The following is a 12,934-nucleotide window of genomic DNA, read 5'->3' on the forward strand; positions in this document are numbered from 1 at the left end:
TACCATAAAGCCTAGCCCAAACTCTGGTAGAGTGAAGGACTGGGGTAGAATTAAATATTGCCCCTTTTTTTGCTGAATACACTAGGATCTTACCCTCCCATGCTCAGAGCCGGAATTGTCGGATTACCGAACGTTGGCAAATCTACCCTCTTTAACGCCTTAGTCGCCAACGCTAAAGCCGATGCAGCGAACTTTCCCTTTTGTACCATTGAACCCAACGTGGGAGTTGTTGCCGTTCCAGACCCTCGCCTAGACGTTCTCGCCAAACTCTCCAAATCTCAGCAAATTGTCCCGACGCGCATTGAATTTGTAGATATTGCTGGATTAGTCAAAGGAGCCAGCCAAGGGGAAGGACTGGGGAATCAGTTTCTCGCCAATATTCGGGAAGTCGATGCCATTGTTCATGTAGTCCGTTGTTTCGACAATGACGACATCATCCACGTGGCCGGCTCTGTGGACCCCGTGCGAGATATCGAAGTGATTAACTTAGAACTCGCCCTAGCCGATTTAGCCCAAGTCGAGCGCCGCATTGAACGAGTCCGCAAACAGGCTAGAGCGAATAAAGAAGCCCAAGAAGAATTAGCCATCCTCGAACGCCTACAAACGGCGCTAGATGCCGGAAAACCCGCCCGACAAGTCCCGTTAACCCCAGAAGAAGAGTTAATCATTAAAGCCCTTGGTTTATTAACCCGAAAACCCGTTATTTACGCGACCAATGTTTCCGAAGATGACCTAGCCGAGGGGAATCAATGGGTGGATACTGTGCGCCCCGTTGCCGAGGCAGAACAGGCGAAAGTGGTGATTATTTCGGCTCAGGTAGAATCGGAATTAGTGGAACTCTCCGAAGAGGAACGGGTGGACTTTTTGGCGGCTTTGGGAGTAGAAGAAGGGGGCTTAAAATCCCTCATTCGTGCCACCTATGAGTTATTAGGTTTACGAACTTATCTCACCACCGGAGAGAAAGAAACCCGCGCCTGGACAATTTTAGCGGGGATGACAGCACCCCAAGCGGCCGGGGTGATTCACTCGGACTTTGAACGGGGATTCATTCGGGCGGAAACGGTGTCTTATGAGGATTTAGTGGCCTGTGGTTCTATGAATGGCGCAAAGGAAAAGGGCTTAGTGCGCAGTGAGGGGAAAGAGTACATTGTCAAAGAAGGAGATGTCTTGTTATTCCGCTTTAATGTTTAATCGACTGGCTCCCTTTCTCCAAGATTATATTTATCGGGAAGGTTGGACAGAACTCCGTCCTGTTCAACAGGCCGCTTGTGAGGTGATTTTTAACAGTCCATCCCATCTCCTCCTGGCCACAGGAACGGCTTCAGGCAAAACAGAAGCCGCTTTTCTGCCTATTTTGACGGTTTTAGACCAAAACCCCTCTAAAACCGTCAGCGTGCTTTATATCAGCCCCATAAAAGCTCTGATTAATGACCAATTTGAACGGCTAAATGAACTGTTAAAACAAACCCATACCCCAGTTTTTGCTTGGCATGGGGATATTGCCAGCCGTCGTAAACAAAAGCTTTTAAATCAGCCCCAAGGTATCTTACAAATTACGCCAGAATCTTTGGAAAGTTTGCTGATTAATCACTTTAATAAATTACCGGATTTATTCGGTGATTTACGTTTTGTGATTATTGATGAGATTCACAGCTTTATGGAGTCTCAACGGGGGGCGCAAATTATTTGTCAACTGTCCCGTTTAAGTCGTTGTATTCACTATCACCCTAGACGGATTGGACTATCGGCAACGTTGGGGGATTTAGGGGCAGCGAAACGATGGTTAGAACAGGGAACAAATCAGGTCACTATTGCGCCGGAAATTGCTTCAGAACAGCGTCAAGTTAGATTAGCAGTTGAACATTTTTATGTTCAAGAAAATCAGACCGATTTAGCGGCCGAAATTAAGGAGTTTGAAGCGTTCCATCATTATATTTTTGAAATTACCCAAAATAGTCAAGCCCTGATTTTTACTAATAGCAGAACGGAGGCGGAATCAATTATTGGCAATCTGCGCCAACTGGCTAAACGGTTAAACCAACCGGATATTTATTATGTGCATCATGGCAGTATTTCGAGCAGCTTAAGATTGGATGCAGAACAGGCGATGCGCAATGATTCTCCGGCGGTGACGGCGGCGACGGTTACGTTAGAATTGGGGATTGATTTAGGGCAATTAGAACGGGTGGTTCAACTTAATGCGCCGTTATCTGTTTCTAGTTTTTTACAACGTTTGGGACGGACGGGGAGACGGGATAATCCGGCAGATATGCGGTTTGTTTGTACGGAACTTGAACCAACGACGGACATAGAGTTATTTGACCAAATCCCTTGGCAGTTTTTACAGGCAATTGCGATTATTCAATTGTATGTAGAGGAACGTTGGATTGAGCCGATTGAGTGGGGGAAATATCCCTATAGTTTACTCTATCAACAGACGTTAAGTATTATCGGTTCTTATGGTGAAATTTCTCCGGCTTCTTTGGCGGAAATCGTGTTAACGATTCCGATTTTTCAGGCTATCACGGGGGAAGAGTTTAAGGAGTTATTAAGGTATTGGTTGGGGATTAAACATATTGAATGCACGGAACAGGGGACTCTCCTTTTGGGGGAATTTGGGGAGAAATGGGTGCATAATTTCCGCTTTTATGCGGTGTTTGAGGATGTTACAGAATATACGGTTTATAGTGAAGGTGGCGAGATTGGCAGTATTTTTGCGCCGCCTCCGTTGTTGGGTTCTTTTTCGTTGGCGGGTCAAAGTTGGCAGGTTTTGGAGATTGACGAACCACGAAAGCGGTTATTTGTCAAGGCGATTGAGGGAATTTCTCCGGTATCTTGGCGACGGGGAGGGCGGGGACAAATTCACGTTAAAGTTTTGCAAAAAATGCGGCAAGTGTTGGGGGAAAAAAGGGTTTATCCCTATTTGTTGGAGGGGGCGCGCCAACGGTTGGAAACGGTGCGATTGTTGGGGGAGAGATGGGGGTTTAATCGGGATTATTTTGTGGAGTTGGAGGAGAATCTCTATTGTTTTTTCCCTTGGTTGGGGAGTCGGGAGTTTATGACGTTGGAACGGGTGATTCATCGGTTGATGCAGTCGGGTTTGGGGGTGCGGGTGTTAAGGTCTTATGCGCCTTATTATGTATTATTCAAGTTAGGGCAGGGGGTAAGTTTGGAGGATTTTCAAGTGGGATTAAGGGGGTATTTGGAGGGAAGTTGGACTGGGGAGGATTTGGTGGTTGCTCCTGAGAGTCCCCGGTGTTATAAGTATGATTCGTTTATTCCTGATCATTTATTGCGCAAGGCGTTGGCTCATGATGGTTTGAATTTTGAGTCGTTTCGAGAAAGAAACTTTGTTAAAACCAGGGAGTCGCCCTAACTCTCGCTTGAAAGACGAGGGTTTGCGGACATTCCCTTGTTATTTTCGTCAAAAAATTCTCTACTTTCGTTCAGGGTGATTACTTTCTGGTAATAATGCTCCCAATTCGTTAATCTGTCGGATCATTTGCCCTAGACGGGCGGCACTTTTTTGATTAAACTCAAACACTAAACGGGGTAAATTCTCCGTGTCGTCTCCTTTTTCTGCGGGAAGGGCGGCGCTTTTTTCGATACGACCTTTCACTAATAAATCGGCATAGTCTCTGTTTAACTGTTCGACTGTTTGATCAGACAGTTCTGAGTTTAGACGCATGACGAACAAATGATTGACATAACGGCTGGAATGGTATACCCGGTAAAAATTGCTGATGGTGGAACAAGCTTGGTCTAAATCGTCCGTAATCGTGTAAATACTGGGGTCGTTCGGACTTACTAAACCGTTGGTAATCAAATGATCTCGAATATGTCGGTCGAGGGATTGCCAATAGTCTCCTCCGGGATTGTCAATAAATACAATGGGAGCGGGTCCATATTTCCCGGTTTGGGAGAGGGTGAGACTCTCGAAGGCTTCGTCAAGGGTGCCAAATCCGCCGGGGAAAAGGGCGATCGCATCACTTTCCCGCAAGAAAAATAATTTACGGGTGAAAAAATACTTAAACTGGACTAATTTGGTATCCCCTTCAATGTAGCGATTCGATCCCTGTTCAAAGGGCAAGTTAATATTTAAACCAAAAGAATTGTCGCGGCCTGCCCCTTCATTCCCGGCGGCCATAATGCCCTCTCCTGCCCCTGTGATGACCATAAAGCCCTGTTCGGTCATCCGGCGAGAAAAGTCTACAGCCATCTGGTAAATGGGCTTATCCACGGGTGTACGGGCTGATCCGAAAACACTGACTTTGCGGATGTGACGGTAGGGGTAAAAAGTCTGAAAGCCCCCTTCTAAGTCCTGCATGGCCGCACTGAGGATTTTCCAGTCTAAGCGGTCTACTTCTTCCCCTGTCAAACGCATCAAGACAGTTAAAGCCCGTTGAATATATTTGCCATGTTTGAGGTCTGGTAAGCGGTTCGCCAGATCATGCAGGGCGGCAGCAAAGGATTCTGAATCGGAATAAGATGAAGGTGACACAGCCATGAAGTCTATTATTTCGGCGAATCCCCATTATACCTGAATTTTGGGTAGAGGGGAGCAATCAAAATCCAAGTCAACCGCCCCAAATAAAAATGCGCCCCAAATAAAAATGCGCCCCAAATAAAAATGCGACCCAAATAAAAATGCGACCCAAATAAAAATGCTTAGTCTGAAAACAGCCCAAGCACTTTTAACAAAACTTAAGATGAAAAACCGGGGGATGAGAATAACTGACCATTCCCCCTAAAATGCGCTCGCGAAGCGTCTCGGAAGGAGAATCGCGAAGCGTCTCGGAACGAAAATCGCTTTTTTCCTCTAAAGATGTTTTTCCAAAGTATTGGAGAGTGTCGTTTTCGGAACAGCACCTACCACCATATCGACCCGTTGACCGCCTTTGAAAATCATCAAGGTGGGAATACTGCGAATTCCGTACTGGCTGGCAACATTGGGGTTTTCGTCAGTGTTGAGTTTGACAACTTTGACTTGACCTTCGTATTGATCCGCTATTTCATCCACAACCGGTGCAACCATCCGACAAGGACCGCACCAAGGGGCCCAAAAATCGACTAGCACCGGAATCTCACTATCTAGAACGACTTCCTTAAAGGTGCTATCTGTAACTGAATCTGCCATAACACAGGATTCCTTGCCTATCTTCTAGCTTTTTGACTTGTAGGAAATTCTACCATAGCAATCCTTGTCCACTTTGGGTCAATAAAGTATACAATCAACATAATTTAATAATAATTCGTCTGCCTATCACAAAACTTCAGCTTTGTCAAGGGCAAATGGACTCGGAACCGGAAGGGTGTAAAAAGAGTAAGGAGAAGGGTTAATCCCCTAAAGGAGCTAACTCCCAAAAGAAACCGCCCGAACTCTGTCCGGGCGGATAAGTGGTGTGAGGAGTGAACGGAAACATTCGTCTCCGCTTCTTCTATTGTAAGCGACAGGTTGGTTTTTTCCATCAATTTAAGGAAAAAACCAATTAGTTTTGCTTACTGTGAGGATCAAAATAGCTTAGAGTTGAGATGCGATCGCCTTAACCCTCACCTCGGGCCAATGATCCTCACGGTTTAAAACGACCAGTAAGGCGGCCATGCGATCGCGCCGAAACACCAAAACCTCCCCCGTAAACCGTTGATTCACAAGGTTTAGAGAGACATTCATTCCTGTTGAGCGATCGCCCACCCCCCCCAAATCCCGCCGATACTCATAGCCCTCCCAACTCAGCCGTTCCCCCCCCATCTTCCCTTGCAGCTTCCTTAAAAAATCCCCCCGTTGCGCCGGATTCTCAAACTCAGACAAATAGTCATCAAACCGCCCCACATCCTCCACCCCTCCCACCATCCCTAACACCAACTCCAGCGTCCGAGGATGGAAATAAACAAACACCTCCTCCCCCTGCCATCCCCCCTCCTCCAGCACCTCCCCCAACTGCTCCACCCGTCCCTCCACCCGACCCAACAGCACCCCCGGCAACAGCTGAAACCCCTCCGGTAACACATCTAAACCTAACCGAGAAACCCTTTCCCCCCCGATCGGGACAGCAGAGAATAAGGGTAGACTATAGGCAGGGGTGCCATAGCCATTGATCAACACCACCAAACAGAACACCAGTAGGGTTTTCATAAGGGCAAACAGGGGTATGGACAGGGAAGCTTTATTACAAAACTATCAGACTGGAGAAACCGATTTTCACGGTCTAGACCTCGCAGGCATCGACCTAAGTTTTCTCATCCTCACCGGAGTAGACTTGAGCGAAGTCAACCTCTTTCAAGCCAACCTCAGAGGCAGCGACCTGAGCAACGCCACCCTGATGAGTGCCTCCTGTATTGAAGCCGACTTTGAAGGCAGCAACCTAAACCGTGCCGACCTCAGTATGGCCGAACTTCTGCGCGTCAACCTCAGTGGTGCTCGACTCAACCTTGCCTTCTGTTCCGGAACAGACCTTAGCCAAGCCGACTTAATGATGGCGCGACTCATCGGCACCGAATTAGTGGGAGCGAATCTCCACCATGCCAACCTCGTCGGAGCCAGTTTAATGGGAGCCAACCTCACCGCCGCCATTTTAACCGAAGCCAACTTTAGCCGAACCTATCTCTACGAAGCCGATTTTAGAGAAACCGACCTCAGCCAGACCCACCTCAAAGAAGCCCTCTTTGACCATCAAACCCTCTTCCCCAATGACTTCAACCCCATCGCCGCCGGAGCCTGTTTAATTGCCCCCGGCGTTAACCTAGCCGGAAAAATCCTCAGTGGAATGCGACTCACCGGAGCCAACCTTACCGGAGCCAACCTCAGCGAAGCCGACTTAAGTCAAGTGGAATTCACCCAAGGCAACCTAGCCCGAGCCAACCTTGTCGGAGCCAACCTCGCCGGGGCCGTCTTAAGAGGAGCGAATCTAGAAGGAGCCAATCTAGAGGGAGCGAATCTAGAAGGAGCCAATTTAGCCGGAGCCATCATGCCCAACGGGCGAATCCATAATGAGTAATCAAAACCAATTTTATAAAATTTGGATAAAAAACTTAACATTTGTTTACAAAGGAAGTATAATTACCCTCATAACACTCTCATGGTTTACAAATCATTATGATCGTGGCTCAATTTCCTTGGCTTACCGCGATTATCCTACTTCCCCTTATCGCGTCCTTAGCAATCCCAGTCCTACCCGACAAAACAGGCAAACGGGTACGCTGGTACGCCCTCGGGGTTGGTATCGCGGACTTTGTGTTAATGTGTTACGCCTTTTGGCAAAATTACGATACAAACCTAGCAGGCTTTCAACTCGCCGAAAAATACGACTGGTTGCCCGCACTGGGTTTAAGCTGGGCGGTTTCCGTTGATGGCATCTCCATGCCCCTTGTCCTCCTAGCCGGACTGGTGACAACCCTTGCCATCCTCGCCTCTTGGCAGGTTGACCACAAACCCCGCCTCTTCTACTTCCTGATGCTGGTGCTGTATTCTGCCCAGGTGGGGGTTTTCGTCGCCCAAGACCTATTACTGCTCTTCATCATGTGGGAACTGGAATTAGTTCCCGTTTATTTGCTCGTTTCCATCTGGGGCGGACAAAAGCGCCGTTACGCCGCCACCAAGTTTCTGCTTTACACGGCCGCCGCTTCCGTCTTTATCCTAGTGGCAGGCCTCGGCCTCGCCCTCTACGGTGGTGGAACCCCTACCTTCGACATGGTAGAACTCGCCCTGAAAGACTATCCCCTAGCTTTAGAATTGCCCCTGTACGCCGGATTATTAATCGCCTTTGGTGTAAAACTCGCCATCTTCCCCCTCCATACCTGGCTCCCCGATGCTCACGGTGAAGCCTCTGCCCCCGTCTCCATGATTTTGGCTGGGGTACTCTTGAAAATGGGCGGTTATGGCTTACTCCGTCTCAACTTAGGTCTGTTATCCGACGCTCACGTTTATTTTGCCCCCGTCTTAATTATCCTTGGCGTAGTTAACATTATTTACGGTGGTTTTGCCTCCTTTGGACAAACCAACATGAAACGCCGCCTCGCCTACTCCTCCGTCGCTCACATGGGCTTTGTCCTCCTCGGCATTGCCTCCTACACCGACTTAGGGATTAGTGGGGCGATGTTACAGATGATTTCCCACGGTCTGATTGCCGCCGTCCTCTTCTTCCTCGCAGGTGTCACCTACGACCGCACCCACACCCTCGCCCTCCATGAGATGAGCGACATCGGCAAAGTAATGCCCAAAGTCTTCGCCCTGTTCACGGCCGGGGCAATGGCTTCCCTCGCCCTGCCCGGGATGAGTGGTTTTGCCAGTGAATTAGCCGTCTTCCTCGGTGTCACCGGGAGTGACCTCTATAACCTCAACTTCCGCGCCGTAATCGCTCTCTTAGCCGCCGTTGGTTTAATCATTACCCCCATCTATCTGCTCTCCATGTTACGGCAACTGTTCTATGGGGCTGCTTTACCCCCCTCCTGTGTGATGGGCAATAGCAGCTTACAGAATCAAGAAAATGAGCCGGCGGTTTGTTTTGGCACCAGTTGCGTCTTACCAGCCCAAGCCAAATACACCGACGCTCAACCACGAGAAATTTTTATTGCCGCTTCCTTCTTGGTGTTGATTGTGGGGATTGGGTTATATCCCAAGTTGGCGACTCAACTCTATGATGTGCAAACGGTGGCGATTAATGCCCAAGTTCGTCAATCTTTCACCAAGATTGCGGAAGCACACCCTCAAATTTATGCCCAAGGCTTATTAGCCCCGGATTTAATTGAATCTGAAGTGGCTTCTGTGGTGGGTGTCCTGAAGTAAAACCTTCAACTGATTGGATTAATCAAGACCCTGTTTCCTCTGGCGGGAACAGGGTTTTTGAATGTTTATTTTTTTCAGTATTTATACGGATTTGCCTATTTGTTTAGGCTCGGTTACAAAAGGGAAATTTTCTTAACAGAATTTAGTCAAGGTCAGTATTTTTTAATATTATTTTAAACTTTTTTAAACAAGACTCCCAAATTGACTCAAGACCTCCTAGGCTGGAAGGTAAAACAACAATAGAGCAAGATCCACAATAAACAGAGGACAACTAACTCAGAAGCTGTTTCCGTTCTTTGGCTTGCCCAGTTAAGGAGGGTTGTACAAGATGGATGTTCGTCATTTACTCAGAGCCTACGAACAGGGGGTTCGCGATTTCGCCGGGGTTGATCTCAGTGGTTTAGACCTCAAATGTGTCACATTAATTGGGGTGAATTTTCGCAACGCCAACTTAACTGGGGCGAATTTTAACCGGGCTTTTCTCACCAAGGCTGACCTGAGCGGTGCGAATTTGAACTGGGCAAATTTAAGTTGTTCTAAGTTAAGTAATGCGAGGTTAATTGAAACGGATTTAACGAAGGCGAATTTAACTGGGGCGTTTATGGTGAAGGCGAAGTTCCCCCGGGCGAAGTTAAGCGGAGCTATCTTAACTCATGCGAATTTGCGGGGAGCGAATTTGTGGGGGGCTAATCTGTGTGGGGCGAATTTACAACGGGTGAATTTGCGTCAGGCGAATTTAAGCGGTGCGAATTTAAACTGGGCGAATCTGACGGAGGGGCGTTTATCCCATGCGGAACTTTACGGTACTTCGTTGAATGGGGCGATTTTAAGTAGGGCTTTTTTGAAAGAGGTGGATTTGAGTGGGGTAGATTTGGAAGGGGTTAATCTCAGTGAAGCTCGTTTAGGTGGGGCGAATTTGGAGGGGGCGAATTTAACGCGGGCGAATTTACGGGCTGCCCAGTTGCAACAGGCGAATCTTAAGGGGGTGAATTTGACGGGGGCGGATTTATCGGAGGCACTGTTACGCAATGCGAATTTGATGGCGGCGATTTTGCGGGGTACGAATTTAACGGGGGCGAAGTTGGAGGGGGTGCTTGGTCAAAATTCTCAGGTGGGGGTGTTCGAGTTGCCGGATTCGTGTTTAATGGATGCGGTTGGCTAAGGGGAGCAGGGGGGCAGGGGAGCAGGGGAGCATTGATAATTATTCCCTATTACCTCTTCCCCGATTCCCGATTCCCGACTCCCGACTCCCGACTCCCGACTCCCGATTCCCAATCCCCGTTCCCGATTCCCCGACTCCCGACCCAATTCACCCGGCCGCTAGGAGGCCGCTATGACGCAATAGGGGTTCTGTGTTGGGTTCACGACCTCGGAAGGCTTTAAATACTTCCATGGGGTGTAAACTGCCGCCTAGGGCTAATACGGTGTCACGGAAACGCTGTCCGGTGGTAATAACGGCTTCTTCGTTGTCGAGTCCGGCTTCTTCAAAGGCAGCAAAGGCATCAGCGCTCAAGACTTCAGCCCATTTATAACTGTAGTAGCCGGCGGCATAGCCTCCGGCGAAGATATGACCGAAACTACAGAGGAAGGAGTCCTCGGGGAGGGGGGGGAGGATGGTGGTGGTTTGGGCGAGGCGATCGCGCACTTGACTAGGAGTTTCCTCGCCTTGGGGTTGATAGCGGTGATGTAACTCAATATCCAACAAACTAAAATGCACCTGGCGCAACATGGCGGAACCACTCATATAGTTGCGGGCTGCCCGTAACTTCTGATAATAATGCTCCGGCAAAACCTCCCCCGTTTCGTAGTGTTTCGCCATCCCTAACAAGGTTTTGCGGTCATAACACCAATTTTCCATAAACTGACTGGGTAACTCCACCGCATCCCATTCCACATTGTTAATCCCGGAAGCCCCCACATAGTCCACCGTGGTTAACATATGCTGTAAACCATGCCCAAACTCATGGAACAGGGTTTCTACCTCCTCAAAGGTCATTAGACTGGGTTTCCCATCCACCGGGGGCGACTGATTACAGATTAAATAGGCTACAGGTAAACGGGTGATGGTTTTCCCTTCTGTGGTCATTTTTGCCCGTCCGATGCAGTCATTCATCCAAGCGCCGCCGCGCTTTTGGGCTGGGCGACTGTAGGGATCGAGGTAGAAATAGGCGATCGCCTCCCCCCCCTGATCTTGAATCTCAAAATACCGGACATCCTCATGCCACACCGGAGCCCGACCATCAGCCGCCACAATCTTAACCCCAAAAATCCGCCGCGCTAACCCAAATAACCCTTCCAACACTTGGGGTAACGGGAAATAAGGCCGCAACTCCTCCGCATTAAACGCAAACTTCGCCTCGCGCTGACGTTCCGCCCAAAACGATACATCCCAATGCCTTAAATCCGGTCGTCCCGCAAAACCCTTCAGTTCCTCAAACTCCCGTTTAGCCGCCTCATAACTCGCACCCCGCAACTCCTCCAGTAATGTCTCCACCGCTTCCACAGTAGGAGCCATCTTGCGCGCTAAACTCATCTCCCCATAGCTCTTATAGCCCAAAATCTCCGCTTCTTCTTGCCGTAAGGTCAAAATCCGGTCAATCAAGGGGTTATTATCCCATTCCCCCTCCGCCGCCCGACGAATATAAGCCCGATAGACCTTTGCCCGTAAATCCTCCCGGCGGCTATGCTGCATAAAAGGGTAATAACTGGGAAAATCCAACGTCACCACCCAAGGCCCCGTTTCCGGTGTCGCCCCCTCTTCCCCCGCCGTGCGTGCCGTTTGTGCCGCCAAACCTAACCAACTCGGAGGCAATCCTTCCACCTCTTCGGGTGTCGTCAGTTTCAACTGAAAGGCCTTCGTAGCATCTAGGACATGATTAGAAAACTTAGTCGAAAGTTCGGCCATTTCCAACTGAATGGCATTGAACCGTTCTTTCGTTTCCCCCTGCAACCCCACACCAGAAAGCTCTGCGTCGCGGATAGCCGCCTCAATAATACGTTTCTGGGCAGGTTCAAGGCTGTTATACCCTTCCGAGGCCGCTAACGCCTTAAAGGCCTCATAAATAGGCTGACTTTGCGCCATTTCACTACTAAATTTAACCAGTTCCGGCTCCACCTGTTCGTAGGCTTGGCGCAATTCTGGGCTATTCTTCACACTCATTAAATGGCCAATCACCCCCCAAGTCCAACCTAAACGTTCTTGAAGTTCTGTTAGTGGTACAACGAGGCTTTCCCAGGTGGGGGTTAGGCTAGTTTCAAGCGCCTGTAGTCTTCCCCGCAAGTCTTTGAGGAGTTCCGTCACGGCGGGGATCACATGATCTGGGGTAATTTCGGGGAAAGGGGGTAATCCGTAACCAATCAGTAAAGGATTTTGAGTCACTGTTGCTTCTACCATGTTGTCTGTATTGAAATATGGGGTTCTATCAAGGGGATATTTTAACTCAAGGGGGACTTCCTTCCGGTTCTAACACATTCTCTTGAGTTCAGCCTGAAACAAGCTGTAATTTTGTTGATTTTCTTCCCACTGACAGAGCAAAATATAAAGTTGAGTCTGTCTAAAATAGGCGACTTCATAGGCAAGGCGTAAACTGCGCTCTAGACAGTTTGGTTCAACATCTGAGGCTTTTGTTGAACCTAGAGCTTTCCGAAAGCTGAGGGAGAGAATAGCCACTAAATCATGACCACAACACACTTGCCAAGGATAAGGAATTCTCTCATGATTGAATTCCTTTTAATTCTACGGTTAAATCCCAATGATTTTGAATCAGATCGGGGGAATGGGTCGCCATCAAAATATCTAAGTTAGCCAGTTTAGTAATTTCTTGCAAGTCGCCTAAAAATTGTGCTTGCCAACCCACATGAAGGGACAATTCAGGTTCATCAATTAAAACAAGAGAATTCGGTTCAACTTTAAATAACAATTCATAGAGCATCACTAATTCATGTTGTTCTCCAGAGGAGAGGTCTGTAGGAGCAATGATGTCCGACTCAGAAGCCGTAAGATTTGCAACTCTTTTAAAGACAAATCCTTTTTGTTTATTAAATCTCATTTCTTTATAAGAGTAAGCAAATTTTTGATTAATAATCTTTTGCAATAGTTCAATTTTTGTGGCAACATCTCTCAAGACATCAAGCTTTTGTTCCACGTCATTG

General features: G+C 48.3%; 11 protein-coding genes. 5 read left to right on the top strand and 6 right to left on the bottom strand.

Going from position 1 to position 12,934, the window contains the following annotated elements; all coding sequences use genetic code 11:
- Positions 1 to 99 precede the first annotated feature (99 nt).
- Together ychF and SPI9445_RS0115090 are read left to right on the top strand one after the other, a co-directional pair.
- A complete protein-coding gene (gene ychF / locus SPI9445_RS0115085) occupies positions 100 to 1,191 on the top strand; it encodes a redox-regulated ATPase YchF (protein ID WP_017305602.1) in 1,092 nt (363 codons plus the stop codon).
- Positions 1,163 to 3,376: a DEAD/DEAH box helicase gene (locus SPI9445_RS0115090; RefSeq protein WP_017305603.1), complete on the top strand. Its 2,214-nt coding sequence runs from the start codon at positions 1,163 to 1,165 to the stop codon at positions 3,374 to 3,376. The genes ychF and SPI9445_RS0115090 overlap by 29 nt, the downstream gene beginning before the upstream one ends.
- A gap of 60 nt (positions 3,377 to 3,436) precedes the next feature.
- Here SPI9445_RS0115090 and SPI9445_RS0115095 read toward each other — a convergent pair whose 3' ends face one another.
- The 3 genes from SPI9445_RS0115095 to SPI9445_RS30650 form a co-directional block, all read right to left on the bottom strand.
- Positions 3,437 to 4,507 (bottom strand): LOG family protein, encoded by a 1,071-nt coding sequence (locus SPI9445_RS0115095; protein ID WP_017305604.1) that lies wholly within the window; start codon positions 4,505 to 4,507, stop codon positions 3,437 to 3,439.
- Positions 4,508 to 4,819: 312 nt separating this feature from the next.
- Entirely contained in the window at positions 4,820 to 5,137 is a 318-nt protein-coding gene (gene trxA / locus SPI9445_RS0115100) for a thioredoxin (RefSeq protein WP_017305605.1), read from the bottom strand.
- 384 nt (positions 5,138 to 5,521) lie between these two features.
- A complete protein-coding gene (locus tag SPI9445_RS30650) occupies positions 5,522 to 6,133 on the bottom strand; it encodes a hypothetical protein (protein ID WP_017305606.1) in 612 nt (203 codons plus the stop codon).
- Positions 6,134 to 6,149: 16 nt separating this feature from the next.
- Here SPI9445_RS30650 and SPI9445_RS25765 point away from each other — a divergent pair, with 16 nt between their 5' ends.
- The 3 genes from SPI9445_RS25765 (at position 6,150) to SPI9445_RS0115120 (ending at position 9,944) form a co-directional block, all read left to right on the top strand.
- Complete coding sequence (locus SPI9445_RS25765) at positions 6,150 to 6,995, top strand: pentapeptide repeat-containing protein (protein ID WP_017305607.1); 846 nt, start codon at positions 6,150 to 6,152, stop codon at positions 6,993 to 6,995.
- 98 nt (positions 6,996 to 7,093) lie between these two features.
- The gene (locus SPI9445_RS0115115) at positions 7,094 to 8,782 is read left to right on the top strand and encodes an NAD(P)H-quinone oxidoreductase subunit 4 (RefSeq protein ID WP_017305608.1); all 1,689 of its coding nucleotides are present in this window, start codon (positions 7,094 to 7,096) and stop codon (positions 8,780 to 8,782) included.
- Between the two features lie 328 nt (positions 8,783 to 9,110).
- A complete protein-coding gene (locus SPI9445_RS0115120; RefSeq protein ID WP_017305609.1) occupies positions 9,111 to 9,944 on the top strand; it encodes a pentapeptide repeat-containing protein in 834 nt (277 codons plus the stop codon).
- A 147-nt stretch (positions 9,945 to 10,091) separates the two neighbouring features.
- Here SPI9445_RS0115120 and SPI9445_RS0115125 read toward each other — a convergent pair whose 3' ends face one another.
- The 3 genes from SPI9445_RS0115125 to SPI9445_RS31150 all read right to left on the bottom strand — a co-directional run bounded on the left by SPI9445_RS0115125 (position 10,092) and on the right by SPI9445_RS31150 (position 12,927).
- Positions 10,092 to 12,176 (bottom strand): M3 family metallopeptidase, encoded by a 2,085-nt coding sequence (locus SPI9445_RS0115125; protein ID WP_017305610.1) that lies wholly within the window; start codon positions 12,174 to 12,176, stop codon positions 10,092 to 10,094.
- A gap of 69 nt (positions 12,177 to 12,245) precedes the next feature.
- On the bottom strand, positions 12,246 to 12,452 hold the full coding sequence (locus tag SPI9445_RS0115130; RefSeq protein ID WP_202803704.1) for a hypothetical protein: 207 nt from the start codon (positions 12,450 to 12,452) through the stop codon (positions 12,246 to 12,248).
- 43 nt (positions 12,453 to 12,495) lie between these two features.
- Positions 12,496 to 12,927, bottom strand: a complete 432-nt coding sequence (locus SPI9445_RS31150; protein WP_017305612.1) for an AAA family ATPase — start codon at positions 12,925 to 12,927, stop codon at positions 12,496 to 12,498.
- Positions 12,928 to 12,934 lie beyond the last annotated feature (7 nt).

This window comes from Spirulina subsalsa PCC 9445, assembly GCF_000314005.1.
Classification (GTDB): Bacteria; Cyanobacteriota; Cyanobacteriia; order Cyanobacteriales; family Spirulinaceae; genus Spirulina_A; species Spirulina_A subsalsa.

Excerpts from the sequence above, each read along its gene's own strand:
- SPI9445_RS0115095 (WP_017305604.1), bottom strand. The coding sequence starts at position 4,507 with ATGGCTGTGTCACCTTCATCTTATTCCGATTCAGAATCCTTTGCTGCC.
- SPI9445_RS0115090 (WP_017305603.1), top strand. The coding sequence starts at position 1,163 with ATGTCTTGTTATTCCGCTTTAATGTTTAATCGACTGGCTCCCTTTCTC.
- SPI9445_RS30650 (WP_017305606.1), bottom strand. The coding sequence starts at position 6,133 with ATGAAAACCCTACTGGTGTTCTGTTTGGTGGTGTTGATCAATGGCTAT.
- SPI9445_RS25765 (WP_017305607.1), top strand. The coding sequence starts at position 6,150 with ATGGACAGGGAAGCTTTATTACAAAACTATCAGACTGGAGAAACCGAT.
- SPI9445_RS0115125 (WP_017305610.1), bottom strand. The coding sequence starts at position 12,176 with ATGGTAGAAGCAACAGTGACTCAAAATCCTTTACTGATTGGTTACGGA.
- SPI9445_RS0115115 (WP_017305608.1), top strand. The coding sequence starts at position 7,094 with ATGATCGTGGCTCAATTTCCTTGGCTTACCGCGATTATCCTACTTCCC.
- SPI9445_RS0115120 (WP_017305609.1), top strand. The coding sequence starts at position 9,111 with ATGGATGTTCGTCATTTACTCAGAGCCTACGAACAGGGGGTTCGCGAT.
- ychF (WP_017305602.1), top strand. The coding sequence starts at position 100 with ATGCTCAGAGCCGGAATTGTCGGATTACCGAACGTTGGCAAATCTACC.
- trxA (WP_017305605.1), bottom strand. The coding sequence starts at position 5,137 with ATGGCAGATTCAGTTACAGATAGCACCTTTAAGGAAGTCGTTCTAGAT.